This is a genomic window from Dyadobacter crusticola DSM 16708 (assembly GCF_000701505.1).
Taxonomy (GTDB): domain Bacteria; phylum Bacteroidota; class Bacteroidia; order Cytophagales; family Spirosomataceae; genus Dyadobacter; species Dyadobacter crusticola.
The window spans coordinates 127,241-150,248 of the sequence record NZ_JNJB01000005.1; the positions used below are offsets into that span (position 1 = coordinate 127,241).

General features: G+C 45.8%; 27 protein-coding genes. 13 read left to right on the plus strand and 14 right to left on the minus strand.

The genetic code is table 11. The annotated features are described in order from the left end of the window. Positions 1-7 precede the first annotated feature (7 nt). The 6 genes from Q369_RS0106695 to Q369_RS0106725 form a co-directional block, all read right to left on the minus strand. Positions 8-409: a single-stranded DNA-binding protein gene (locus tag Q369_RS0106695; protein ID WP_031527032.1), complete on the minus strand. Its 402-nt coding sequence runs from the start codon at positions 407-409 to the stop codon at positions 8-10. Between the two features lie 37 nt (positions 410-446). Beyond that, the gene (locus Q369_RS0106700; RefSeq protein WP_031527033.1) at positions 447-770 is read right to left on the minus strand and encodes a hypothetical protein; all 324 of its coding nucleotides are present in this window, start codon (positions 768-770) and stop codon (positions 447-449) included. Positions 771-1,043: 273 nt separating this feature from the next. After that, positions 1,044-3,863, minus strand: coding sequence for a BT4734/BF3469 family protein (locus tag Q369_RS28270; RefSeq protein WP_051663951.1), 2,820 nt, complete (start codon positions 3,861-3,863; stop codon positions 1,044-1,046). Further along, on the minus strand, positions 3,860-4,147 hold the full coding sequence (locus tag Q369_RS0106715; RefSeq protein ID WP_031527034.1) for a hypothetical protein: 288 nt from the start codon (positions 4,145-4,147) through the stop codon (positions 3,860-3,862). The genes Q369_RS28270 and Q369_RS0106715 overlap by 4 nt, the downstream gene beginning before the upstream one ends. A 233-nt stretch (positions 4,148-4,380) precedes the next feature. Then, positions 4,381-4,557 carry a hypothetical protein gene (locus tag Q369_RS28990; RefSeq protein WP_157488080.1) on the minus strand — a complete coding sequence of 59 codons (177 nt, stop codon included), beginning with the start codon at positions 4,555-4,557 and terminating at the stop codon, positions 4,381-4,383. Between the two features lie 176 nt (positions 4,558-4,733). Then, positions 4,734-5,090: a hypothetical protein gene (locus tag Q369_RS0106725; RefSeq protein WP_031527035.1), complete on the minus strand. Its 357-nt coding sequence runs from the start codon at positions 5,088-5,090 to the stop codon at positions 4,734-4,736. Between the two features lie 129 nt (positions 5,091-5,219). Here Q369_RS0106725 and Q369_RS0106730 point away from each other — a divergent pair, with 129 nt between their 5' ends. The 3 genes from Q369_RS0106730 (at position 5,220) to Q369_RS0106740 (ending at position 7,316) form a co-directional block, all read left to right on the plus strand. After that, positions 5,220-5,924 (plus strand): XRE family transcriptional regulator, encoded by a 705-nt coding sequence (locus tag Q369_RS0106730; protein ID WP_031527036.1) that lies wholly within the window; start codon positions 5,220-5,222, stop codon positions 5,922-5,924. A 48-nt stretch (positions 5,925-5,972) separates the two neighbouring features. After that, complete coding sequence (locus Q369_RS0106735) at positions 5,973-6,560, plus strand: hypothetical protein (protein WP_031527037.1); 588 nt, start codon at positions 5,973-5,975, stop codon at positions 6,558-6,560. Between the two features lie 273 nt (positions 6,561-6,833). Continuing rightward, positions 6,834-7,316: a hypothetical protein gene (locus Q369_RS0106740; RefSeq protein ID WP_051663952.1), complete on the plus strand. Its 483-nt coding sequence runs from the start codon at positions 6,834-6,836 to the stop codon at positions 7,314-7,316. A gap of 8 nt (positions 7,317-7,324) precedes the next feature. Here Q369_RS0106740 and Q369_RS0106745 read toward each other — a convergent pair whose 3' ends face one another. Next, entirely contained in the window at positions 7,325-7,939 is a 615-nt protein-coding gene (locus tag Q369_RS0106745) for a deoxynucleoside kinase (protein WP_031527039.1), read from the minus strand. Between the two features lie 183 nt (positions 7,940-8,122). On the opposite strand from Q369_RS0106745, the gene trhO reads away from it, so the two are divergent. Continuing rightward, the gene (gene trhO / locus Q369_RS0106750) at positions 8,123-9,109 is read left to right on the plus strand and encodes an oxygen-dependent tRNA uridine(34) hydroxylase TrhO (RefSeq protein ID WP_031527040.1); all 987 of its coding nucleotides are present in this window, start codon (positions 8,123-8,125) and stop codon (positions 9,107-9,109) included. Positions 9,110-9,111: 2 nt separating this feature from the next. Here the strand turns inward: trhO and Q369_RS0106755 are convergent, their stop codons facing one another. Further along, positions 9,112-9,606: a GNAT family N-acetyltransferase gene (locus Q369_RS0106755; protein ID WP_031527041.1), complete on the minus strand. Its 495-nt coding sequence runs from the start codon at positions 9,604-9,606 to the stop codon at positions 9,112-9,114. A 117-nt stretch (positions 9,607-9,723) separates the two neighbouring features. On the opposite strand from Q369_RS0106755, the gene surE reads away from it, so the two are divergent. Then, positions 9,724-10,491, plus strand: coding sequence for a 5'/3'-nucleotidase SurE (surE, locus tag Q369_RS0106760; RefSeq protein WP_031527042.1), 768 nt, complete (start codon positions 9,724-9,726; stop codon positions 10,489-10,491). Positions 10,492-10,505: 14 nt separating this feature from the next. Further along, the gene (locus tag Q369_RS0106765) at positions 10,506-12,071 is read left to right on the plus strand and encodes a GH3 family acyl-acid amido synthetase (RefSeq protein WP_031527043.1); all 1,566 of its coding nucleotides are present in this window, start codon (positions 10,506-10,508) and stop codon (positions 12,069-12,071) included. On the opposite strand, the gene Q369_RS0106770 is transcribed toward Q369_RS0106765, so the two are convergent. Continuing rightward, a complete protein-coding gene (locus Q369_RS0106770; protein WP_031527044.1) occupies positions 12,072-12,686 on the minus strand; it encodes a LysE family translocator in 615 nt (204 codons plus the stop codon). A 1-nt stretch (position 12,687) separates the two neighbouring features. Continuing rightward, positions 12,688-13,233 (minus strand): NUDIX domain-containing protein, encoded by a 546-nt coding sequence (locus tag Q369_RS0106775; protein WP_031527045.1) that lies wholly within the window; start codon positions 13,231-13,233, stop codon positions 12,688-12,690. Between the two features lie 47 nt (positions 13,234-13,280). Between Q369_RS0106775 and Q369_RS0106780 the strand changes: the two genes are divergently transcribed. Continuing rightward, a complete protein-coding gene (locus Q369_RS0106780; RefSeq protein WP_031527046.1) occupies positions 13,281-14,294 on the plus strand; it encodes a cation diffusion facilitator family transporter in 1,014 nt (337 codons plus the stop codon). 24 nt (positions 14,295-14,318) lie between these two features. After that, a complete protein-coding gene (locus tag Q369_RS0106785) occupies positions 14,319-15,242 on the plus strand; it encodes a sugar phosphate isomerase/epimerase family protein (RefSeq protein ID WP_031527047.1) in 924 nt (307 codons plus the stop codon). Between the two features lie 192 nt (positions 15,243-15,434). Here Q369_RS0106785 and folE read toward each other — a convergent pair whose 3' ends face one another. Both folE and Q369_RS0106795 read right to left on the minus strand, forming a co-directional pair. Further along, positions 15,435-16,124 (minus strand): GTP cyclohydrolase I FolE, encoded by a 690-nt coding sequence (gene folE / locus Q369_RS0106790; protein WP_031527048.1) that lies wholly within the window; start codon positions 16,122-16,124, stop codon positions 15,435-15,437. Continuing rightward, positions 16,084-16,500 (minus strand): 6-pyruvoyl trahydropterin synthase family protein, encoded by a 417-nt coding sequence (locus Q369_RS0106795; RefSeq protein ID WP_031527049.1) that lies wholly within the window; start codon positions 16,498-16,500, stop codon positions 16,084-16,086. Before Q369_RS0106795 ends, folE begins: the two co-directional genes overlap by 41 nt. 342 nt (positions 16,501-16,842) lie before the next feature. On the opposite strand from Q369_RS0106795, the gene Q369_RS0106800 reads away from it, so the two are divergent. From Q369_RS0106800 to Q369_RS0106820, 5 genes are all read left to right on the plus strand, one after another. Continuing rightward, the gene (locus Q369_RS0106800; RefSeq protein WP_031527050.1) at positions 16,843-18,069 is read left to right on the plus strand and encodes a sugar MFS transporter; all 1,227 of its coding nucleotides are present in this window, start codon (positions 16,843-16,845) and stop codon (positions 18,067-18,069) included. Between the two features lie 3 nt (positions 18,070-18,072). Then, positions 18,073-19,164 carry a GHMP family kinase ATP-binding protein gene (locus tag Q369_RS0106805; protein ID WP_031527051.1) on the plus strand — a complete coding sequence of 364 codons (1,092 nt, stop codon included), beginning with the start codon at positions 18,073-18,075 and terminating at the stop codon, positions 19,162-19,164. Positions 19,165-19,237: 73 nt separating this feature from the next. Then, on the plus strand, positions 19,238-21,241 hold the full coding sequence (gene ispG, locus Q369_RS0106810) for a (E)-4-hydroxy-3-methylbut-2-enyl-diphosphate synthase (protein ID WP_031527052.1): 2,004 nt from the start codon (positions 19,238-19,240) through the stop codon (positions 21,239-21,241). 21 nt (positions 21,242-21,262) lie between these two features. After that, positions 21,263-21,442: a DUF6728 family protein gene (locus Q369_RS0106815; RefSeq protein WP_031527053.1), complete on the plus strand. Its 180-nt coding sequence runs from the start codon at positions 21,263-21,265 to the stop codon at positions 21,440-21,442. Beyond that, positions 21,439-21,795: an MmcQ/YjbR family DNA-binding protein gene (locus Q369_RS0106820; protein WP_031527054.1), complete on the plus strand. Its 357-nt coding sequence runs from the start codon at positions 21,439-21,441 to the stop codon at positions 21,793-21,795. Before Q369_RS0106815 ends, Q369_RS0106820 begins: the two co-directional genes overlap by 4 nt. Positions 21,796-21,875: 80 nt before the next feature. On the opposite strand, the gene gldC is transcribed toward Q369_RS0106820, so the two are convergent. Together gldC and Q369_RS0106830 are read right to left on the minus strand one after the other, a co-directional pair. Next, complete coding sequence (gldC, locus tag Q369_RS0106825; RefSeq protein WP_031527055.1) at positions 21,876-22,217, minus strand: gliding motility protein GldC; 342 nt, start codon at positions 22,215-22,217, stop codon at positions 21,876-21,878. 58 nt (positions 22,218-22,275) lie between these two features. Beyond that, positions 22,276-23,004: a DUF4197 domain-containing protein gene (locus tag Q369_RS0106830; protein WP_031527056.1), complete on the minus strand. Its 729-nt coding sequence runs from the start codon at positions 23,002-23,004 to the stop codon at positions 22,276-22,278. Positions 23,005-23,008: the final 4 nt, after the last annotated feature.

Sequence of the window (23,008 nt, forward strand, 5' to 3'; positions counted from 1 at the left end):
GACTTGTTTAGAATGGTAGGTCATCGCCTTCATCACCTGGCGATCCTGGCGCGGCCGGTGCTGCTGGCATAGCGGCGCTTCCTGCCTGCTGTCCATTATTTGCAGCTGATAGCAGTTTTACTTTATCAGCGTTGATTTTTAGATCCGCGACATAATGGCCGGAACTATCATCCCGGCGGACGGTCACACTTAATTCGCCCTGAACAAATACGGACGTTCCTTTTTTGAGGTATGAAAGCAAACTTTTTTGATTCACAAAAACCGAAAACCAGTCTGTTTTTTCCTTCGTTTCTTCCCCTACTTTCCACTTTTCCGACGCTGCGACCGAACACCTTACAAACTCGCGGCCGTTCGTGCTGTGCAGCGTTGCGTCCTTGCCAATGTTCCCGATAATCTGGATCTGCTTCATTTTAAAAAATTGGTTTGATTGAAAAATTGTAATTGTCTTATGCAGCTGCCTGCGCTGTTTCTTCCACTATTTCTTCCGGCATTGGCTTTTGCCACGGCTTTAATTTCCCCTGGATCACAAAATGGATAAAGCGGTGAATGTCCATGTATTCGGCCCGTTCTTCTTCCACGATTATCAGATCCAGGGCGACCCGTTGCGGGTAGGCGGAAAAAGGCTGTCTGGGATCCGTTCCGTGATAAAAACCGGCCACAATCAACAGATGTCCTTTATCGTCTGTCCAGCGGCTGAATTTGCGCACATCGAACCGATCGGCGTTAAATGCTGGAATTGATTCTGTTGTACTTTCCTGGGATTCTTCCATGATCGAAAAAAAAATTGTTTTGCTGTTCTCGTAGGGTGTGTTTTTACTACACTACATACTTTCCATAACTATTTGAAAATGAGCGACGTATATCCATGCATTTTGTAGTACGGCCCGTACTACACTTACTACATATACTACAATACTACACTTTTACTACACTTTTACTACACTTTTACTACACCTAAACCATTGATTATTAATTACTTATCTTACTTTGTAGTATTGTAGTGCGAAAAAATCCTTTATTTTTTTTTAAAAACACATCTATTCTTAATGGATATTTCCCTGCCTGTTAACAAGGTCAATACCAAAATTCTGTTGTAACTGCTTATAATTCAGTTCGCATGATCCTGTTTGTGGCATGGTCAAGGATTTGGAATTCGAATCCGCTTCAGTCAAAAATCGGACGGTCTTCGAAATGGCTTCCCACTCGGTTTGTCCTGAAAGTGTAGTAAGCTCTGACTGAATTGTGTCCCGATCGGGCGGTGACTTGAAAAATATCTGTCGATACTTCTGTGCAAACAAATTGTACAATTTCCTGAAATGGATCTGTATAATTTCTCCGTTTCCAACAAACCGGAAGTGAAAGCCTTCGTGAATCTGATTTGCTTCAAATAGGCCCTGAATGATCTCGAAGAATTCAGCGACCGCCTTACTATCGTTCTGAATCCTGAACTGGCGCATAATGAAGTTTTCGGCCACTTCCACGAATTCGGCCAGGATATCGGCTTCGTCCTCGGTCTGAATTGATAACATGTTAATTTTCCCCAGGCAGTGAAGGGCGAACGGCGCGGCCAGAATCTGGGACATATTGGCAAAAAGCCGTTCTGGTATGTTTTGACCTTTAAACCTGGTTTTCAACGAATTATAAAGGCGATTATAACTAAATGCATAGTTGTCGTTCGCCTCCAACAATCCGCGATACTTTAAAAGCTCGACAGTCATGCAGCCCAGACCGGCTTCCTGGATGCTTTCCAGCTGGTCGTAAGCCTTCCGCTGGGCGTCGGTTTTCTGCTGGGCCGTGATCGGGATAAATACGCACCTGGAAAAGAAAATGGGGTTTTCGGGAATGTAATTACTTGTCAGGGCTAGGGCGCTGTGGATCTCGACGGCCGCCGTGTCGATACTGTTAAAATCCGTCGTTGACTTGTGATAGCCGTCGTTGTCGTATGCAGCCTGCAAAAGCCCTTCATTTGTCAATTCATTATGGAATTCATCGAACCAGATTATCTGGTTACTGCTCTGGCTCATTAACTTAACCAGGGACGCGTCCGTATTTTTTGATTTCAGATTGACGCCCTCCTGCTTTCGGCCAAACCCAGCGGTCAGGATCCGAACCATAGAAGATTTTCCAGTACCTGCCCCTCCTTTCAAAAAAAGGATAGGGGAAAAGTTTTTGTATTGCAGGCCCATATCCCTGAACAGGGAAAATATATAGAAACAGACCGGAACAAAGCCATTTTCTGGCAAATGGGCCATTGCGTAGAGCTTCCAAAAGTCGCCAAAAGTTACATTCTGATTTGTGAGCGTGTGGCGCAGCTGTCGGGCCTTTGGCGGCTGTGGCGCTGATAGGTGCTTTTTGTTGGCTTCTACGATCCCGAATTCGTCCGGCGTCAGTAGTTCATTAGTGACCAGGTTCAGCGCTTTATTTGCGAAAAAATACACCTTACTGTCAGGGTGATACCCGTATCGAACCACCTTTATAGCGCTCGAAAACTCGGTCTGGGTGAACAAATAACTGTGTAGTTCGTCCAGGTGATTGTCTTTAATTTTGAATCCCAGCCGCCTTGTCGCCAGCATACTTTTTAATTTACGGGCACTGCAAAAATCATCGTGGATCACTTCGATATATTCAGAATTCCCGTCCGCTTTTCTGATCTCTAATACCCAGGTTACGTTCTCCTGTTCATCTTCGGTACGGTACTTAATGTAAACCTGAAAATTCTGCGCTACATGGTCGAAATACCGCCCACCTCTGATTTTCATCCCCCCCGTCTTTGTATACCAAACCGTAAATGGGATTTTGTCTTCGTCTGCGTCGTCTTCGTAATCAGCCTGCGTTTTTTTCTTCTTCTTTTTTTCGAGTTTCGCTTCTGCTTCCTGGACATCACGGTTTATTTGGGCTAATACAGCGATTTCCTGCTTTGTTAAATCTTTCGCCTTCGCTTGCTTCTCAGCCTTCGGGCGGCTTACGTCCAGCCCGTAGTCCTTACAAATGCTGAAAAACTTGGCAGCCGTCGTAAAGCGGGTAGTTTGTAGGGCATTATCAAATTTTTCGTCCGCGTCCTTCTCGCTGTACTTTGCATTCTGGGCGCTGATCCGGTGGAAGTAGGAACGGCCATTTTCGCCCAGGGTAGCCATACTGAAAGCAATTAGTAGCCATTCCGTTCCATATTCGTTGCAAATGTCCATTTTGTCGGCTTCGATACGCTCAACCACGGCGGCCACGTGCTTTTCTACGTCCGTTGCATCCTGTCTAATTTGGTGCTCGGTTTTCGGCTTTGGCGGGATCTGATTTTGGATCTTGTAAACCTTTGATTCGCCCCTATAAAACGCGTCTGGATCCCAGGAAAGGAAGCACGGCCGGGATACATCACTGCCAGAAGGATCTACTTTTTCATTGTCCGGTAGCCTATATACGTTATTAAAATAATGCGCTAGGTCTGCAAAAACTTCTTTATGCTTTTCGGTCTGCTCGATCCTGATCACCGCCTTAACTCCTGCCCCGCTGGGCGAAATAAAGCAGGCGGCCACATACGGATCCGCTACCAAGTGCATTTTCAATGCCTGGGCGTCTTGCAGCTTATCAAAGTCAATTACAATAAGCCCGCTATGTTTTTCAAGATTAGCCGCAGCCCTGACCGGGAATATTCCGCTGAATGTCACAAAGTCCAGGCGCTTTTTATGGAAGCTTTTTTCCTTGTCATTTCCGGCGCTCTGTACGGCTTTCACAGCTTCGGCATACCTGCCGTCGCGGATCCAGTCAATTACTTCGGCCAGGGTAGTTTTAGCGGACGGCTTTGTGACTTTGGCCCCGCCTTTGAAAAAACTAAACTCTGATTGTGGGCTATTTTTGGTACTCTCGTTCATTGGTGTAATTGATGAAGTGCTGGTGAAATAATCGAGACTGCCCGCCTTCTCTGTGCCTTCGAGGCATTAGCCAGCTGCATTTTGCGGATCTGCTTCAAAATCGTTTCATAGCGAATTTGCTCCTTTTCCAGCATCTTGGCTGTTACCGGGTTTGATGTTGTCCGCCACGCCGCAAATGCTATACTGCTGGCATGTTCCAGGACTGCTTCGCAGGATCTCAAAACCGCAGGGTGCGCGGGAAGCTTTCCGCTCTTATAGAGCGCTATTATCTGGATCAGGTTCATTGATCGTCTTAGAAATAAAGGTCAGAAATGATAAAAAAGGGTAATTGAGTTATTGGACAGAATCCCAGTCAGATTCCGTAATAGTGTGTTGGCAGGCTACGCAGTTGTGTATATAGGTGTCCCAGGGGTAGGTTTCGATAACTTTCGCGGTCTGGATTTTTCCGCAATTCGAACATTTAATGTGGTCGATCCTGAACGGTAACTGCTCTAAATCTTTGACCACTACCGGCGCTTTAATCAGTGGTTTTTTCATCGCTTTCATCTTGATAATCCGGCCTATCGTAATCCTCAGATACAATAAGCGGGTGATTGAATTCATAAATTATATGCGCAACAATGCCAATTAATGCCCCGAAAATCATAGCAAAGAGAATATCAACAGGATCAAAGAGTGCGAGAAATGCTATCATTTTTAAGAAGTAAGAAGGTTGAACAAATGATCAGTGAAATGGGGATTATCAGTATTGCAGTTGCCCAGGGATCAGGGTCACGAAAAAAGTACATTAGATTGTCCATCATTGTTATCGAGCTAAAAGGTGGGCTGCAAAGGTGCGATTGGAACAGGGGTAAGAAAATGACAAAATGTTTATTTGACCGGCGTCCGCGTTGCATTCTGCTTTCTGGGGCGTTTCAGGCTCGCTAAGCTCCGCGAAATCGCCAGCGCCCTGGCCTCCTTCATCTGGGTTTTGGATACCTTCGGGGCGGGGTGCTCTTCCTCTTGTTTCAGGATCTTCCGCATATCATTGACTAACTTTTGATAGCCATCAACCCCGGCAAGGCCCCGTTTCGCATTTCTCCATACGTGGCCCGCTTCGTCGGTCTTGTGATATTCGTCGAATTCTTTTAGAAGGTTGCGCCATTCGCGCCCGTTCTTTTTTTCCTTTAAAACGAGGAATTCACCGAATAGCCTCCCTTTAATTCCGCTGACTAATTGTGACTGCATTTTCGATTGGGTTTTAGTACTTTTACACTGTAATTTTTACACTGTAATGATCTACACTGTAAAAGTATCCCAAATGGACTAATTAAGCAATCCATTTAGGATAATTTTTTACGAAATAATATTACAAAAATGCAACAACTTAATAAGCAGGCCATTACAGACTTAAAAGCTCAGCGTTTTGCACAAATAAGGAAATTATTGGACTTAAACCAGGAAAAAATGGGTCTGCGGGTTGGAATCGGTCAGAGCCACGTAGCCCAATATGAAAAGGGAAAAAGGCCAATTGGCAAGAATGTAGAGTATCGAATTATCAACGAATTGAACATTAATCCTGACTGGTGGCATACTGGCGAAGGTGAAATCTTCAATACTCCCAAGCCGGAATCATCAGATCCTATTATTGAAAACGAGTCGCTTAAATATGAAGAACTAACCTACATCAGCACCAAGGCGAGGGCCAGTTTTATGGAGTTAATGGACGTGAATGTGGAACATGAAACATATTGGGTACTTAAACCAAACCCGGAAGAAAGTTATGCTGATCAGGTTGTAATTGAAATTGGGGGCGATAGTATGGAACCAAATTACTGGGACGGCTGCAAAGTGAGGTGTAAGGTTGTTCCGAATGGTGACTGGGTTTATCTTAACAGTGGCGTATATGCCGTTTCGTACGGCAACTTTTTTGTTGTTAAAAGGGTGAAAAACAGCCCCGTAGATGGTAGAATTATCTTGCATTCTGACAATATCGAGACTGGCGGCAGTACAGAAGTACCACTGGAAAAAGTCCGCAGGATCTGGCGGGTTTTACGAATTGTTGACGCGCCCGCCAGGTAGTAATTCTTCAGGTTAAATCTACTATCCGAATAAGCCCCGACGCCTACAATGGATATGATCCATAGAATATATTTTGCCATCCTTAAAATAGCCGCCCGATATGGCGGTATTTCGACGCGGTGGTCGTCGGTTAATCTTGAGGATTCTAACTATAACATACACAAGAAGGCGTTTAACTTTCATAAAAACGGGGGACGAGAGTTTCCAATTGACAAAGATGTGTTTTTTGCAATGCAGGCAAAAGGACTAATTATTGATGGTTCAAAAGGGGGGCTTTTAATTGGGCCATCGCACGAAGAAGGCGGGATCCTTGTCATAAGAGACTATGGCACAGATCAATGCTTGGTAGCAGAAATTGAAGGTTGGGAATACCTTGTAAGTTCGCCCGCGACAAAAATCCACCGCGCGGAGATTGTGAGAATAAACAGCTACTTCCAGAACCAGGTTGGATATAGATATCGGAAATACGACAGCATTCCATCAAATGTTACAACACTTGATCTGAGACATAAACTCGTTGATGGCAAATGGGAGCGCCCGTTTCTCTTGATTAGCGGGCCTGAACAATGGTGTGTAAACAAGCACTCAACGCGACTGTTTTTGACTGAACTTAACAAATACAATCAGTCCATATAAGTCGGGACAATTCTAGGACAATTAGTGTCCAAAATTCGTCTTTTTTACAAAAAGTATCATTTTTTAACTGGCTAATAATCAGCATACGTTAAAAATGTCCAGAGAGTTCGACTCTCCTTCTGGTCACATTTTAAAAAGTGCGTTTGAGCAATCAACGCACTTTTTTCATTTCAGGAAGGTAAATTCCCGGTTTAAAGAGCTTATTGCTAGTTACTTGCTTTGTAGCTGTTATCTTTAAACAAAGATCGAATAACCTAACTCAACCTGAAATCATTGAAGTACAAGCTCTACTCCTACCCGTTTCTCTCCATCCTGATCCTGTCAAGTCTGATTTTTCCTGCTTCCTATGTTTTTGGCCAATGCAAGGAAAAGGTAAGCGAGGCGAATCGTAAAATCGTGCATTATCACGATATCAGGCTGTCCGACAAGGGAGAGTACCTTACATTTACCCGTTGCGACAAAGAGAGGCTATTTTCCTATAACAATGAGGAGCTGGAAATGGTGTACCACGTGCGGATGTTCACGGAAATCCGGGTGTTCTCTTCCCGTGGCAATTTTTCTCTGTACACTACTAAGTCTGAGCGGGCGCCGTGGCAACCTTTAATGACGCTCTGGACGCCGATTACTCCCACCGAATTGCAGAAAATGAAAGGTATCACGCGCATTGAAGTGATCTTTTCTGAGGAAAAACGTGTGTTTGTTTTCAGCGCTGCCAGCATCAAGCTCCTTCAAAAAGCATTGGCCTGCATGAACTGAGCAGTTGATTATATATAGAAAAGCTCTTTGTTCAGCAATGTGATGATGGTTTCGAAATCCGCCTTGTTGGACGCGAAATCCATTTGATTTACATCAATTTCCAGGATTTTACCGTGGTCGTAGTTTTTGGCAAAATCTTCGTAATAACGGTTGAGGCCTGATAAATAGTCGACTGAAATGTCCGCTTCGAACTCCCGGCCGCGCTTTTTGATCTGAGAAACGAGCTTAGGTATATCGGCTTTCAGGTAAATGAGCAGATCAGGCTGAGAAACAGTATTAATAATGGATTTGAAAAGCAGCAGGTAAGTCTGGTAATCGCGCTCGGCCATCACGCCCGATTCGTACAAGTTTCTTGCGAAAATATAAGCGTCTTCATAAATCGTACGGTCCTGAACAATGGTAGAATACGTCGTCGCGCGGATCTGCTGCACCTGGGCAAAGCGGCTGTTTAGAAAGAAGATCTGCAAATTAAAAGCCCAGCGCGGCATATCATGGTAGAAATCTGCCAGGTAAGGATTTCCTTCCACAGCCTCATACATCACATCCCATTTATAATATTCTCCCAGCATTTGGGTGAGCGTCGTTTTTCCAGCGCCGATATTACCGATGATCGCGATATGCATAAATAGAATGTTAGATTTTCTGACGGGGTGTTTTTGCAAAAATATGTATTTCAAAATGAGTTAGAACTGCACCCGTCCGATTTTCGTTAAAGTTGTGTTATTTGTATATTTGTGATCGATTTTGACGAAAAAAGCCAATTTGCCAGGTACTTTTCCTCTCTTGTTAAAACCAAATCAGTTGTAATGAAGCCGTTCAGGGTTATTTTATATTATTGCTACTCTCCTATTGCCGATACCGAAACTTACCGGGACGAGCACCACGTATTTTGTGTTGAACACAACCTGCTGGGCCGGATTATCATCGCGCCGGAAGGATTGAACGGCACTGTTTCGGGTACGCCGGAGGATTGTGAAGCTTACATGGAGTACGTTCGCTCAGACGCGCGTTTCAGCCACGTTCAGTTCAAAGTGGAGGAGCATGATAAAATTGCATTTCAAAAATTGCACGTGCGGGTGAAAGACGAGATTGTCAATTCGGACCTCCCTGTAAATCCCCTCGAAAGAACCGGAAAACACCTGGAACCTGCTGAATTCAAGAAGCTGCTCAACGACCCTGACGTGGTATTGGTTGATATGCGTTCCGATTATGAGCATGAAGTGGGCAAGTTCAAGGGAGCTATTACATTTGATATGCATACCCTCCGCGAACTGCCTGAGCATATTCACGAGATCGAGCATTTGAAGGATAAGAAGATCGTCACCTATTGCACCGGCGGCATCAAATGTGAAAAAGCCAGCGCGTATTTGCTAGATCAGGGATTTAAGGATGTGTACCAGCTGCACGGCGGCATTATTAGGTACGGACTGGAAGAAGGCGGCGAGAATTTCGACGGTAAATGCTACGTCTTCGATAACAGGATTACAGTTGATGTAAACAGCGTGAACCCTACCATCATTTCAAAGTGCTACATCTGTAACGAACCCTGCGACCGCATGATCAACTGCGCCAATGCAGAATGCAACACGCACGTACCGGTTTGTATCAAATGCGGTGAAGAAATGGAAGGGGCCTGCTCGCCCGAGTGCAAGGCTCACCCAGGCAAGCGGAAGTACGATGGAACCGGATACTATGTAAGTCAAAGCAACCATTACCATCCATTGCAGGGTTTGAAGAGCCAGAAAAAGAACTTGAAGAAAATGAAACTGGCCCAGCAAGCACAATCTGCTTAGGATTAAGTCAGCGTCCTTTCAAGTATATAGTCATTCATCCAGTAGGGACCGATCGGAATGTCTTTTTCTTCAATCACCCGGTAACCTTGCTTTTCGTAAAAAGCTTTAGCCTTGTTATACCTGTTGACATTCAGGAGCATTACTTTGCCTCCTGAATGTACGACGTAACGCTCCGCCTCATTCAACAGGAATTTGCCCGCGCCGGTACCCTGCATCGAAGGAAGTACATATAATTTATGTAATTTAAACGTTCCGGGTTTTTCCTCGGAAACACCCGCGAAGCCAGCAGGCTTATTTTCACTCAGCAGAATCAGAAAAGTCTGACCTTCCTGCATTTGGGTTTTCAATGCATCGGAAGAATATATTTTATCAAACATATAGTCGATTTGTTCCTTGCTAAGGATTTCACCATAAGTAGGTTCCCAGGTCTCTTCCTGGATCGAAATGATCGCCGGTATATCTTCCGGGTGCGCGTGCTTTATTGAGAATGCGGGCATAATGCTTAAATTTGAGCTTAAAACTGCAAATAAATAGTTATAAACCTAAAAACCAGCATTACTTCATCGCAGCTGCCGGAGCATGCATCCTAGCGTCCTGCCGATAAGTAGAAATATATGAAACCCCTTATTTTAGTTACAAATGATGATGGCATAACATCCAAAGGAATCCGAACACTGGTAGAAATCATGCAGGAGTTGGGTGAGGTAGTTGTAGTGGCACCTAACAGTCCGCAATCCGGTATGGGCCACGCCATTACGATCGGCGAGCCGCTCCGGCTGTACGCTACCCACATTTTTGAAGATGTGACAGAGTACGAATGTTCAGGTACGCCTGCCGATTGCGTGAAAATCGCCAAACACCACATTCTTTTGGACAGAAAACCTGATCTGGTGGTAAGCGGGATCAATCACGGAAGCAATAACTCGATCAATGTACTTTACTCGGGCACCATGTCTGCGGCAATCGAAGCTGCAATCGAAGGTATTCCGGCGATCGGATTTTCGCTGTGCGACTTCCGCGAGGATGCGGATTTCAGTCACGGCGTGCCGTTTATCAAATCCATTACCGAAGAAGCGTTGAAGAATGGAATCCCCGTTGGAATTGCATTGAATGTCAACATCCCAGCCAAAAGTGACCTTCCGCTCAAAGGCGTGAAGGTGTGCAGACAAGCGCTCGCTAAATGGCAGGAGAAATTCGATTACCGCGTCGATCCGAATGGAAGAGGATATTTTTGGATGGCAGGCGAATTCGTCAATTTTGACACAGAAAAAGAAGATACGGATGTCTGGGCACTTGATAACAATTATATCTCAGTTGTCCCTTGTCAATATGATCTGACAGAGTATGAAGCTTTGAAACAGCTTGCAACCTGGGATTTATAATTAAACAATAAGCTATGGCATTAGTAGGTCGGTTATTAAAACGAGGCATACATTTCAGTAATATCGTCGCTAACAGGCGCAAGGGAAGTCTTCACCAGCAACAAAAAAAGACACTGGCGAAGCTGCTTGCAAAAGCCAGGTACACCGAGTTTGGTGAGAAGTACAACTTCGATGAGCTGCTTTCATCCATTCTTTTCAGTGAAAAAGGCGCGTTTTACGAGCTATACAAGCGTTCAGTGCCCGTTTACGATTACAACAAGATCTTCAATGAATGGTGGCACAAATCACTGGAAGGTGAAAAGGATGTTTGCTGGCCGGGACAGATTAAATATTATGCATTAAGCTCAGGAACATCGGAGGCTTCGACAAAGCATATTCCGGTTACCAAAGCGATGTCCCGCGCAATCCAGAAAACAAGTATCCGCCAGATCCTGTCACTCGGGCATTATAAGAACCTGCCGGACGATTTGTATGAAAAAGGCTTTCTGATGCTCGGAGGAAGTACGAACCTCAACAATCAGGACAAACATTTCGAAGGCGACCTGAGCGGGATCCAGGCCAAGCAAATCCCCTACTGGTTCCGTCCCTACTACAAGCCAGGTGAGAAGATCGCTGCTCAGAAAGACTGGGGGCTTAAACTGGAAGAGATTACGAAACAGGCGCATGAATGGGATATCGGATTTATTGTAGGTGTTCCCGCCTGGATTCAGTTGTTAATGGAGAAGATCATCGCCCATTATAATGTTAAAACCATTCACGATATCTGGCCCAACTTGCAGGTTTTCGCCCACGGCGGGGTTTCTTTTGAACCTTACCGGAAAGGCTTTGAAAAGCTGCTAGCACGTCCTCTCATCTACATCAATACATATCTTGCCTCGGAAGGTTTTATAGCTTACCAGACCAGACCCGGCGCGCAGGGAATGGAGCTGGTGTGTGACAATGGGATTTTCTTCGAATTCATCCCATTTAATCAGGAGAACTTCGATTCTGACGGTACCATGCAGCCTAATCCCACGACGCTGATGGTCGATCAGGTAGAAGAAGGAAAAGAATATGCACTACTGCTCTCCACCTGTTCCGGGGCGTGGCGTTACCTGATCGGCGATACGATCAAATTTGTTGATAAGGCAAAAGGCGAGATCGTTATCACAGGCCGTACCAAGCATTACCTCAGCTTATGCGGAGAGCACCTGTCTGTCGACAATATGAACAAAGCGATCGACCTGGTTTCTGACGAAATGGGTTTGACCGTGAAAGAGTTTACAGTAAGCGGCGTGGAGCATGGTTCGATGTTCGCGCACCAGTGGTACATTGGCGTGGAGGAACAAAATGTGGATACAGAATTGCTGAAAAAGAAACTGGATGCAAAACTGTCGGAGTTGAATGACGATTACGCGGTAGAGCGCCGCCATGCATTGCAGGAGGTATTTGTTACCGTTTTACCCAACCAGGTTTTTTATGATTGGATGAAATCAAAAGGTAAAATGGGTGGCCAACATAAATTTCCGCGTGTATTCAAAAACTTCCTGATTGATGAGTGGAAAGCATTCCTGAAAACCCAGGGATATGAAATGAAATAGTTATTTGATAAAATTGGTATAAGCGATCTGACAGGCGATTAGGATAAAAACTACGCCTGTCACTTTGTTAAATACCGTTACTACTTTGGGTGTAAAAAGCCGCTTCAACCTTTGTGCGGAGAATGCAATCCCGCATTCAACCACAAAAACTGCAATTACACTCGCCCCGAAAAACAGCAGAACCTGGTTGAGGTCATAATGCAGATTGGTGCGGATATAAGAAGCAATCGTGACCCAGCTGATGAAGTTCACAGGGTTCAGTCCATTCAGCAAAAAACCTGTTGTAAAATAGTAAACCAAGCTGCCAAGGCTGGTTTGCGGATAAGCAATCTTCGGCTGACCTTTGATGAGATTACTCAGCCCGAGTATGAGCAGAAATACCACACCAGCGCCTGCCATGTATTGCTTGAAATTGGGAATATCAGGCAGCAATGCAGTACCGAAAATGGCGAAAAACACGAAAATGATATCGCACACAAAAACGCCGAATGCAATTTTGACACCGGCCCGAAACCCGTTGTCGACGCTATTCTGAACCAACGAAAAAAATACGGTACCGAAGGTAAGGCATAAGGCAATGCCGGTCAGCGTACCATAAAGCAGCGATTCCAGCATATCAGATCCCTTTCAGCCGGGCAGTCATGAGAATGGCGCAGACAGACATTGAATCAGTAATCTCAGAACGCATTACCATTTCGACAGCCTCTCTAAGCGGCACTATCCTGACCTGCAGATCCTCGGTATCTTCCGGTTCGGCTTCCTGTTGGGTGAGCTCCTCTGCGATGTATAAAAAAGCTTCCTCGTTTGTAGCGGAGTTGGAGGTATGAATGCGGGCAAGTTTAGTCCATTTGTTGGCTACCAGGCCGGTTTCTTCCTTCAATTCCCTTCGCGCCGCGGCAAGTACATCGGTACCCAGCAACCCGCCGCCCTCAGGAATTTCCCAGGAATATTCGTCAATCGCATAACGGAACTGACCAACGAGATAAATGTTATCGTTTTCGTCAACCGGAATAATGCCAATAGCCTGATTCTTAAATTTCACCAACCCGTAAATGCCTTTGTTGCCCGAGGGATTGATCACGTCGCGGTGGCTGAGTTCGAGCCAGGCGTTTTCATAAACAGTTTGTGACGAAAGTGTTTTCCAGTTATTTTCTGTGGACATAACCCGCTTTTTCTTAGTAATTTTAACCTCGGAATTTTAGCTCCCAGATGCAAATAAACCAAAATAAGCTCAAACAACGTCTCATTTTGCTGTCTTTTATAGCCAGTATTCTTCTGACGGGTTTGAAGTTTTTTGCCTACTATATTACTTCTTCCAACGCCATTCTGAGTGACGCACTTGAGTCGATCATCAATGTGATTGCGAGTGGTTTTGCTTTTTACAGTATCTATCTTTCAGCCCAGCCGAAAGACCGCAATCACCCTTACGGCCACGGGAAAATTGAATTTTTCTCCGCAGGTTTTGAAGGTGCATTGATTATGATCGCCTCGCTGTTCATTATCATAGAAGCTGTGAAACGTTTGATGGAGCCAGCGCCAATCCAGAATCTGCTGCAAGGCTCGGGGTTCATTGTTTTTACAATTTTTGTGAATACCATCATCGGGTACAGGCTGCTTCGCGAAGGAAAAAAAGCCAACTCGCTCGCATTGATCGCCGACGGCAGGCACTTGATGTCGGACAGTATCAGCAGCCTTGTGCTGATCGTAAGTGTGGGCCTGATTATACTCACCGGCCAGGTCTGGATCGATAGTGTTGCTTCGCTGCTTTTCGGCGTGTTCCTGGCTTACAATGGTTTTATCCTCGTAAGCAAATCGGTCGCCGGATTAATGGACGCAAGCGACGAAGCGCTGCTCGAAAAAGTAGTACACACATTGCGGGACAACAAGAAGCAGGACTGGATTGACGTTCATAACCTGCGTGTGCAGCAGTACGGCTCCGACCTGCACATTGACTGCCACCTGACGTTACCCTATTATTGGGAACTTCAAAAAGTGCACGAAACAATTCATAACTTTGAAAACACACTCAAAAACAGCCACGCAGGCGAAACTGAGATTTTTGTGCATGCAGATCCCTGCCTGTTTCAATGCTGCTACTTTTGCAGGATCGAGAATTGCCCCGTACGCCAGCATGCCTTCGTCCACGATATCGAATGGGACGCGGCAAAACTTGTGAAGAATGAGAAGCTTTACACAGAAGCGAAGATCAATATACAAGAGTAACTTTTAATCTAAATTCTAACCAAAATGTACGTTTCCCGACGCGATTTCCTAAAACAGGCAGGCGCTACTGCGCTTGCTGCCACCACCTTGACCGATCTTTTTGCAGCCGATCCAGCCAAAAAGCTCTGGTTTGACATTTCCCTTGCTGAATGGTCGCTTCACAAAGCATTGTTTGCCAAAAAACTGACCAACCTTGAATTTCCTGAACTGGCCAAGAAAGAGTTCGGCATTTCAATTGTTGAGTATGTAAACCAATTCTTCAAGGACAAAGCTGAGGATAAAACGTACCTCAACGATTTGATTAAGAGACAAAAAGACAACGGAGTGAAAGCGCACCTGATCATGATCGACGGTGAAGGCGGCCTGGGCGAACTCGACGCAGCAGTACGTAACAAGGCAGTAGAGAATCACTACAAATGGGTTGAAGCTGCGAAATACCTGGGTTGCAAAACCATTCGCGTGAATGCATTTGGAAAAGGATCCGATGAAGAAATCGCAAAAGCTGCGATAGAAGGTTTAGGTAAATTAGGCGAATTTGCTGCCAAAACAGGCATTAACGTGATCGTAGAAAACCACGGTGGTTCGTCTTCAAACGGCCAGTGGCTATCCGGTGTAATGAAGCAGGTAAACCTGAAAAACGTGGGTACCCTACCCGACTTCGGCAATTTCTGTATCAAAAGAAAAGCAGACGGCTGTGAAGAATCTTACGACAGATATCAGGGAACAAAAGAACTGATGCCTTTTGCAAAAGGAGTAAGCGCGAAAACTTACGATTTTGACGAAAAAGGAAATTGCATTGAAACGGATTACACCAAAATCCTGAAAATCGTAAAAGACGCAGGCTTCAAAGGGATCGCAGGTATCGAATACGAAGGAAGCAAGCTTTCTGAATATGATGGTATCAAGGCAACGAAGGCGCTTTTGGAGAGAGTTGGGCCGATGGTTTAGTTTGATTTATGTGTACAACAAAAACGGAGCTTGCGATATGCAAGCCCCGTTTTTTGTTGCTGACAAAGCTTTTTTGTCACCCTGAGCGCAGTCGAAGGGACGTGCAGCCTGCCCTTCGACTGCGCTCAGGGTGACAAAAGTTGACGCTCAGCGTCACAAAGCGAGGAAGCTCAGAGTGACACAAGGAAAGCACTACTTTCCCAGATAACTCAAAAACTCCTTCTTAGTCACCTCGTTCTCAAACTTCCCACCATAATAAGCGGTCACCGTCGAGCTTCCTGAATCGCGGATTCCGCGGGATTGTACGCACATGTGCTGCGCGTCGATCACCACCGCAACATCCTCGGTTTGCAGGGCCTGTTTCAATTCATTGGCGATTTGCACGGTAAGCCGCTCCTGTACTTGCGGCCGCTTCGAGTAATATTCTACAATGCGGTTGAGCTTGGATAACCCGATCACCTTGCCACTGGAAATGTAAGCTACGTGCGCTTTTCCGTAAATGGGGACGAAGTGGTGCTCGCAATTGGAAAACACCGAAATATCTTTCTCGACCAGCATCTGGTCGTATTTGTATTTATTGTCAAACAGCGTGACAGCTGGTTTATTCTTCGGATCAAGGCCGCTGAAAACTTCCTTGATGAACATTTTCGCAACTCTTTTGGGTGTTCCTTTGAGGCTGTCATCGGTCAGGTCCAGGCCCATGATTTCCATGATGTGCCTGAAATGCTTTTCAATCAGTTCCATTTTCACCTCATCTTCCATAGCGAAAGCATCCTTCCGGATCGGCGTTTCAATGGAGTTGAACACGTGATCGTCACCGATTTCTTCCAGGTCCAAAATTTCAGTTGGCGGGATATTCGACAAAGTTCCGTTCGGTTTCATATAATCTAATTTTCAGGTCAAACCCCGAATCAATTTTGGGTCTTAAAATGGAGTAAATAACGATCGCGATGTTCTCTGCGGAAGGATTCAGGGATTGGAATTCAGGTACGTCGAGATTCAGGTTCTTGTGATCAAAACGATCAATCACGAACTCTTTCAAAATGGTACTCAGCAATTTCATGTCAATCACATAACCTGTCTCAGGATCAACCGGCCCGGTTACCTGGACGATCAGCTCATAATTATGCCCATGAAAATTGGGATTGTTGCATTTATCGAATACTGCTGCGTTCCTTTCATCCGACCACTGCGGGTTATGAAGACGATGAGCCGCATTGAAATGCTCCTTCCGGAACACAGCCACCTTTTGCACCATTTTGTAAATCACTTTAATTGTTAATCCTTAAATGTCGTAACAAAGTATGTGTCCAACACATTTAAGGTCTGAGCCTGCGTGAAATGCTCAAAGGAGTCACTTGCCTTTGGTAAACGCCATTCATTTCTAAAATGTTCACATCAATGCGAAATCATCTGCATGAATCACGTTGCGCGCCAGAATTATTTAATTCGTAAAAAAATTAAAAAACTGCTTATTGCATGTAAATTGCGGCCAAACGCAGAATAAAGAAGAGCCTGAATAGCCATTATTCAGTATTGTATGTAAATAGTTAAATTTCGCGACAGATAACCCCCGGCATCCAAATCAACCATTATTTAAATGAGCAAAAAAAATAACTACCTGGTCCCTCTCCTAATCATTGGTATCATCTTCTTTATTATGGGTTTCGTGACCTGGGTCAACGGAACACTGATCAGCTTTTTCAAAAAGGCATTCTCGCTGGATAATACCAGCTCCTACCTGGTTACCTTCGCATTCTTCATTTCTTACACGTTAATGGCGATCCCATCTTCTCTCGTTCTGAAAAAAACGGGCTTTAAGAATGGTATGTCACTCGCATTGCTGGTTATGGCGGCTGGTACGCTGATCTTTATTCCTGCGGCTTCCATGGCATCCTATCCATTGTTCCTCGTCGGTTTGTTCACCATCGGTATCGGCCTTACTGTACTGCAAACCGCCTCAAACCCTTACGTAACCATTCTCGGCCCGCGCGATAGTGCTGCCCAGCGCATCAGTATCATGGGGATTGCCAATAAAACAGCAGGTGTAATCAGCCAGCTGATTTTCGGTCAGCTGCTGCTGGCAGGCGCCTCGTCGGTGGACCCAAAGGACGAACTCGATAAAGTGGTAACCCCATACATTGTACTCACGCTGGTACTGATTGCCACGGCTATCATGATCCGCCTGTCCAAAGGTTTGGTTGAAGTAAGCGAAGAGGAAGAAGAGCCGGTGGCGAATACATCGCAGCAGGTAGTTGTGAATAAAACGAGCGTACTGCAATTCCCGAACCTTGTGATGGGTGTAATTGCATTGTTCTGTTATGTGGGTGTAGAGGTAATCGCAGGCGACACGATCATCAGCTATGGTATCGACCTCGGCTTTGCAGAAGAAGAAGCGCGTTTGTTTGGTACTTATACGCTGTATGGAATGATGTTCGGCTACATTCTCGGCGTCGCATTGATCCCGAAATATGTTTCCCAGCAGGCTTATCTCAAGTTCTGCGCGATACTTGGCGTGATTGTTACCCTGGTCGCAGTAAATTCAACCGGTTTCACTTCCGTACTCTGCATTGCGATTTTAGGTTTTGCCAATGCGGTTATCTGGCCTGCACTCTGGCCATTGTCGCTGAGCGGATTGGGTAAATTCACGAAAACAGCCTCTGCACTACTTGTAATGGGTATTTCCGGGGGCGCGATTCTGCCGCTCGTTTACGGAGGCATCGCCGATTCAATTGGCAGCACACAGCAAGCTTACTGGATCATGTTGCCGCTCTACCTATTCATTCTCTATTTCGGTCTTATCGGCCACAAAAAGAAAAGCTGGTAGTTCATGAGGATTTCAACTTCCGGCCGCATTTGCCTTTTCGGTGAACACCAGGATTATCTGGGACTACCGGTGATCGCAGCCGCCATTTCACGCAGGATCAGTATCGACGGCACTTACCGGAACGATGATCAGGTAGTATTGCATTTGCCGGACCTGGGCCTTCGGCAGGATTTTTCGCTGCACGATACTTTTCCCTATGTGATGCAGCGGGATTACTTCCGCAGTACAATCAATGTGCTGAGGCGAAGGGGACTTGTTTTTTCAAAAGGTTTTGAATGCCGGATTCAAGGGAATATCCCGATCAACTCCGGCACGTCAAGCTCCTCTGCGCTCATTGTTTCCTGGGCGCACTTCCTGGATAAAATGAGCGACAATCCTGCTCACTTTTCTCAGAAAGAACTCGGAGAGATCGCCAATGCGGCTGAGGTACTTGAATTCGGAGAGCCCGGCGGCATGATGGACCATTACTCAACTGCCATCGGGAATGTAATATACCTCGAATCCACACCGGAGATCAAGGTTGAAACGCTCACACCGAAGCTCGGCACGTTCGTTTTGGGTGATTCCCTTGAACCAAAAGATACCCTCGGGATTTTGGCAAGATGCCGGTTTGGAATGGAGGACGTAATTAAAAAAGTAACCTCTTTCAACCCACAATTCTCCATTTTCAGCACCCCGCCCGAGCATCTTGCAGACTACCGGAACATTCTGTCCGAAGACGAGCTCGGACTCCTGCGTGCGAATGTAGAGGACCGGGATATCCTGTTAGAAGGAAAAATACTGTTGAGCAAAAACAGCGAAGAAACTGTCGATCAATCGTTTGACGAACACTTCGGCAATTTGCTCTACCGGCATTACAAGAACCTCCGCGATTTCAAGCGCACTTCCACTCCCAAGATAGAGCGCATGATGGACGCCGCTTTGCTGGCGGGCGCATTAGGTGGCAAAATAAACGGATCGGGAGGCGGCGGCTGTATGTTCGTTTACGCGCCGCAAAACGCTGAGCAAGTAGCCGAAGCCATTGAAAGAGAAGGTGGAAAAAGTTACATCATCACAGTGGATTCTGGTACGAGGATTGAAGATGTAAACCCTTAAAAAGGCACGAATGTAATTCCGATTGTGTTATTCTTTTAAGACCTTTGTGCATACCGGATCACATTCAAATCCCATGATTATCGCACCTTCTGAGATAAAAAGCAATCTTTACTGTCCCTCGCTGACAGCATATCAACGCAGAAAAACCATTACCATTCAGATCGGAGACCTGCCCATGGGATCCGATTATCCCATCCGCGTACAATCAATGACAACCGTTGACACGATGGATACCCAGGGTTCCATCGACGAGGTGGTGCGAATGGTCGAATCCGGATGTGAGTACGTGCGGATCACAGCTCCCAGTGTGAAAGAGGCCCAAAACCTGGAAAATATCAGAAAGGGGTTACGCCAAATGGGAATAAATGTGCCGCTGATTGCCGATATTCACTTTACTCCCAATGCGGCGGAGCTAGCTGCCCGCATTGTCGAAAAGGTAAGGATTAACCCTGGAAATTATGCCGACAAAAAGCGCTTCGAGATCATAGATTATACCGACGCTTCTTACGCAGCCGAGCTCGAAAGGATCAGGGAGAAATTTATCCCGCTGGTGAGGATTTGTAAAGAATATGGCACAGCAATGCGCATTGGTACCAACCACGGTTCGCTGTCAGACAGGATACTTAGCCGCTACGGCGACACGCCGCTCGGAATGGTTGAATCCGCACTGGAATTTCTGCGGATTTGTGAGGAACTGAATTATTATAACATCGCACTGTCGATGAAATCCAGCAACACGCAGGTAATGGTAGAAGCCTACCGACTGCTGGTACAGCGCCTGGATGAAGAAGGGTTGAAGCCTTATCCTCTGCACCTCGGCGTGACGGAGGCCGGTGAGGCGGAAGACGGTCGTATTAAATCGGCTGTCGGGATCGGCACCTTGCTGGAAGATGGATTAGGGGATACGGTTCGGGTATCACTCACGGAAGCACCTGAAAAAGAAGCTCCGGTTGCGCGCGCATTGATTGAAAGATATACAAGCCGTGTTCCGCACGATGAAATAGAGCCGATTGCCGGCTGTCCGATTAATCCATTTCAATATACCCGAAGAGATACTTACGAAGTCAATAATATCGGCCATTTGAACGTGCCGCGCGTAATTGCTGATTACTCTGATATTCCGGTTCAAAACTTGTCAGATCTTAAAAGTATCGGGCATTTCTTTCTTCCTGTGCCGGACAAATGGGCTATGAACGATCAGGGCGCCGACTACATTTACACTGCACAAAACCCGGTTCCGTTTATGCTGCCCAATGGATTGAAGGAAATCCTGGATTACAGACAGTGGTTGCAGCACCCGGAGAGAGACAGTAAATTCCCATTGTTCGAAGCAGCGGAATGGAGTACGAGAGAGAGTGAGTCAAGTAAGCAGCTCAATTTTGTAAGAGGCGATATCCACTCTTTTGGAGACGCTTTTCTGAGTGGTATCAGCTCTGCCGAGAAGATAGTGCTGGTACTTTTTACCCGGAACAAACATGCAATGCCCGAGCTGCGCAGGTTGTTTTACAAATTAACCGAGCTGAAAATTAAGGTACCGGTTATTATTCAGAGAAATTATAAGACAGATATCGGCGACAAGCTGACGCTCTATTCTGCTACTGACGTAGGCGGTTTACTTGTCGACGGATTCGGTGACGGCGTAATGCTTAGTCCCGATTTTGCTAAAAATACGCTTCACGACGAGAAGCTGACGATCGCTGGCTCTTACAACAGTATTGCATTCGGCATTCTGCAGGCAGCGCGGACAAGAATGTCGAAAACGGAATATATCTCGTGCCCATCTTGCGGCAGGACACTTTTCGATCTGCAGGAAACGACTGCGATGATTCGTAAACATACCGAGCACCTGAAAGGCGTGAAAATCGGAATTATGGGCTGCATTGTAAACGGACCCGGAGAAATGGCTGACGCAGATTATGGCTACGTGGGAATGGGAAAAGATAAAATTGCGTTATACCGGGGCCAGGAAGTGATAAAAAGATCGGTAACTGCTGCAAAGGCAGTGGAGGAACTGATTGAGCTTATTCGTGAGGATGGCCGCTGGATTGAACCCAGCGAACGTGAAATTTTGGTTTAAAGCATTAATCAGTCAGATATTATGAAAAAGTACTTTCAACTGGGCGACGTGTTTTACTACTTCGTTCGGGTTTTCAAGAAAAAAGACCCAAATGCGCCCGACTCTTTTAACCTGCGCATGATGCATGGGATCAACAGGATTTCTATCATCATGTTCTTGATTTGTCTTATTGTAATGATCGTAAGAGCATTAACCAGATGAACTTAGAGACGCTGCGTGAGTTTTGCCTCAAACAACCGGGTGTTACCGAGGAACTACCTTTCGGACCGGATACCCTTGTTTTTAAAGTAAAAGGCAAAGTATTTCTGCTGACCTCCCTGGATTCGCCGCAGCTTGGATTCAATGTGAAATGCGATCCTGAAAAAGCAGCAGAGCTAAGAGAACAGTACCCGGACGTTCAGCCCGGGTACCACATGAATAAAAAACACTGGAATACTGTCAATGTAACAGGCAGTATTTCCAGTGAATTGTTGTTTGAATGGGTGAAAGACTCCTATAACCTGGTCGTAGCCAGCTTGCCGAAGAAGGAGCGCGAAGGATTAGTAGCGCATTGACACTTCGACTGCGCTCAGTGTGACAAGATTAGTTGAAGCCTTGTCACCCTGAGCGCACGGGGTCGCCCGGCAGCCGAAGACTACTTTGCCGCCTTCATTTCCTCGTCGAGCTTTTTGCTGAGCGTTTCGCACAAGCCTTCGATTGCCTCTGCCATTGCGCGGTCGTTTGTCGCTGTGAGCATGGTATCCGCAATTCCGCTCATGAGCTCGATATAGAAGCGCTTCATTTCAAAAACTTCCATATCCTTTGTCCAAAGGTCAATTTTGAGGGTACCTCTGTGGTAATGGTCCCAAACCGCAATTGCAATGGCGCGGGTGTCGTTGATACCTTCATTTGGGTTGTCGGTCGCATCCCAGAATATCTTTTCAGGTATATTTTTATCGTCTAATTCAACGGTGAAATGTATTTCTGACTTTTTCATAAACGGTGTTAATTTTCAGCAAAAGTAAGCATTTGGGGTTTATAAAAGCCGCGTAATGCTACTTTCCCGCCTTGCTGAAAACTTTTTTCAACAAATCCGTAACCCTCGCGCCAGGGTTCTCCCGGATCTTTTTCTCCTCCTGCGCAATCAGAACATACAGTCCGTCAATGGTTTTCTGGGTAGCATATTCTTTAAGGTCGGGATTCACTTTCTTCACTAGTGGGATCTGGTTATAGGTATTCACAATGTCCTCATAATATTCGGTCGCCTTGTTGAGGTTCAATGTACTGTCCACCACCGGATAAAACGTTTTGAACAAATCATCATTGGTCGATTTCCGAAGATACTGAGTCGCAGCATCATCCTGACCTTTCAGGATGCCAAGCGCGTCCGGCACTGTCATGGAAGTGATCGCTTTAACGAAGATCGGCTTTGACTTTTTCGCTGCATCTTCTGCTGCGCGGTTAAGGGACAATGTAAACTTATCTACCTGGGCACCCAGTCCCATTTTCCGTAAGGTTTCAGCGACTTTTTGCGCCTCGGGCGGTACCGCGATTTTGATCAGCTCATTCTTAAAAAACCCGTCTACCTTGGAAGCCTCAGCCGATCCATTACTGATCCCGACATTCAAAGCTTCTTTCAAACCCTGAACGATCTCGTTCTCACCGAGTCCGGTGTTATTCTTCCCTCCCACCTTATCGAACACTTTTCCGAGGTTGAACTGGGCCATCGAATCAGTTACGGAAAGCAGGGAAAACAACGTGAGAGCTATGATTTTATGTTTCATTACA